Source organism: Campylobacter concisus UNSWCS (assembly GCF_000466685.1).
Classification (GTDB): domain Bacteria; phylum Campylobacterota; class Campylobacteria; order Campylobacterales; family Campylobacteraceae; genus Campylobacter_A; species Campylobacter_A concisus_A.
In genome coordinates, this window is the sequence record NZ_ANNG01000046.1 from 1 (window position 1) to 1,808 (window position 1,808).

General features: G+C 40.6%; 4 protein-coding genes and 1 pseudogene. All 5 read right to left on the bottom strand.

Annotated elements, in window-relative coordinates:
- Positions 1–246 (bottom strand): annotated as a pseudogene (locus UNSWCS_RS09535) (phage tail protein); the annotation flags it as partial.
- Between the two features lie 148 nt (positions 247–394).
- Positions 395–1,036 carry a hypothetical protein gene (locus UNSWCS_RS09540; protein ID WP_021088327.1) on the bottom strand — a complete coding sequence of 214 codons (642 nt, stop codon included), beginning with the start codon at positions 1,034–1,036 and terminating at the stop codon, positions 395–397.
- Positions 1,036–1,176: a hypothetical protein gene (locus UNSWCS_RS12400; protein ID WP_200862622.1), complete on the bottom strand. Its 141-nt coding sequence runs from the start codon at positions 1,174–1,176 to the stop codon at positions 1,036–1,038. The genes UNSWCS_RS09540 and UNSWCS_RS12400 overlap by 1 nt, the downstream gene beginning before the upstream one ends.
- The gene (locus tag UNSWCS_RS09545) at positions 1,173–1,433 is read right to left on the bottom strand and encodes a hypothetical protein (protein WP_021088328.1); all 261 of its coding nucleotides are present in this window, start codon (positions 1,431–1,433) and stop codon (positions 1,173–1,175) included. The genes UNSWCS_RS12400 and UNSWCS_RS09545 overlap by 4 nt, the downstream gene beginning before the upstream one ends.
- Positions 1,430–1,711, bottom strand: a complete 282-nt coding sequence (locus UNSWCS_RS09550; RefSeq protein WP_021088330.1) for a hypothetical protein — start codon at positions 1,709–1,711, stop codon at positions 1,430–1,432. The genes UNSWCS_RS09545 and UNSWCS_RS09550 overlap by 4 nt, the downstream gene beginning before the upstream one ends.
- Positions 1,712–1,808: the final 97 nt, after the last annotated feature.

The following is a 1,808-nucleotide window of genomic DNA, read 5'->3' on the forward strand; positions in this document are numbered from 1 at the left end:
CTGATCTTCAATACCTTTTAAAGCCCTATAAATAGAGCCTTTTTTAAAGGTTTGGCTTGCGTCCTTTTTGGCCTTGTATTTTGCTTCAAGAGCTTCAAGCGCCTTTGCTGTTGTCATATAAAAATGTAGGCCGTTTTCTAGCACCTCTTCATACCCTGCTATGCCAATAGGCGTAGTACTTTCTACCGCTATTGGTCTTGCCGCCTCAGCTGAGACGGTTACATTTACACCAAATTTAGCTGCCATGATTTATTTCACAAATTTAAGCCTGCTCGTCTGGCTTCGCATAGCTTCGTTATGATCTCGCTTGCTGCACTGCAACGGACAAAACGTCCGTCTCATTTGCAAGCTCATCACGCCTCGCTCTACTTGCCATACTTTGCGATTAAATTTATTACTTCTCCTTTCTGTTTTGATTTACTTTTTTAAATGGGTTTATACACCACACCGTTTTTAAATATTTTTTGTCATCTTTCTGGGTGAACTCTTTAAAATTTAAGGCATTTGCCCCTGCTATATCCATAAGCTTCCATCCGACATAAATACGACAATAAAAGCCACTTAAAAAGCCTTTGTATCGGACTACTTTATAAAGTCCGAAACGAGTGCGACCATTTTTAAGCTTACAAGTAACTTTGCAAAAGTCACTTATCACTCCGCCGTTGCTTGTGACTTTGATATTGCCTTGCACTCTTACGCTTGATGGCTCTATCTCACTCACTTTTACGCCGTTTATTCTGCTTGAAAAATAGCCGATATGATTTCTATATAACCATAAAAGACGCGCAAAATACGTCCTATTTTTGCCGTTTGGATAGTGTTCTTTTCGCCAGCCACTATCGCCATTTATCGCCGAGTTTTCGCCGTCGTAGTAGTCGCCAGCATCCTCGAAATACCTAGCCCACCTTGGTAGGCGTTCGCTTTGTTTGTTGCAAAACGCTAGAGCGATCGGCACTATTATGTAGCCAAGTATCTCGAGCGGTAGCTCGACGGCTATAATGGCTAGGATTTGCAAAAGTTCTTTAAATTTAAGCATTACTCATCCTTTTTATCTTTTGGCTTTTCTTGCTCTTTTGCTTTATAGTTAGGGCATTTTGGGCAACCCTCCCAAGTGCAAGCACCGTCTTTGTCTAGCTTACTCGCACACACTTCGCATCTTTTTACTTTTACTCTCATTTGTTCTCCTTTGGTCTAGTTTTTACAATATCTGTAAATTCATCACCGCCCAAATACCAAAACGGCTTTTGTCCGTCTTCGTATTGCATTTTTGCAAAGTCGTCTGGGTGTGTCGCTAAGTGGCTAAACACTCTTAAAATGTTTGTCATATTGCTATTGTCCCACTGGTCGCACTTGCGTGCCCTTAAAAAGATCACGATAGGGCAAAGCAGCACGCCCAAGATTAGAGATAAAACACAGATTAAGAAATAGCTCATTTTCTTAGTTCCTCTCTTTGTGCGATTAACTCTTTGTATTCGCTTCTTAGATTTTCAAGCACTTTATCGTTACCAATGATTAGAGCGTGGCGTATATCATCCTCGCACTCTTTTATATCCGTTTCAAGCTCGGCTAGCTGCAGAGCTTGCTCGTCCTCTCCTCTACCTAGTATCTCATCTAGTTTTGATTTATCTATCTGTGTTAGCCCGTCTTGTTGTGGCTTTTCGTTGTCATCGTAGGCATAAACTTCTTTATTTTCATCTATGTAGTATTTCATTTTTTGTCCTTTCTATCTTAGTTCTGCCCATAGTTTGTATCTTGAGTTGAATATGTTCTCAAGTTTTCGTGGCGAAGAACCACCATTGCCATAGTAT

Excerpts from the sequence above, each read along its gene's own strand:
- UNSWCS_RS09540 (WP_021088327.1), bottom strand. The coding sequence starts at position 1,036 with ATGCTTAAATTTAAAGAACTTTTGCAAATCCTAGCCATTATAGCCGTC.
- UNSWCS_RS12400 (WP_200862622.1), bottom strand. The coding sequence starts at position 1,176 with ATGAGAGTAAAAGTAAAAAGATGCGAAGTGTGTGCGAGTAAGCTAGAC.
- UNSWCS_RS09545 (WP_021088328.1), bottom strand. The coding sequence starts at position 1,433 with ATGAGCTATTTCTTAATCTGTGTTTTATCTCTAATCTTGGGCGTGCTG.
- UNSWCS_RS09550 (WP_021088330.1), bottom strand. The coding sequence starts at position 1,711 with ATGAAATACTACATAGATGAAAATAAAGAAGTTTATGCCTACGATGAC.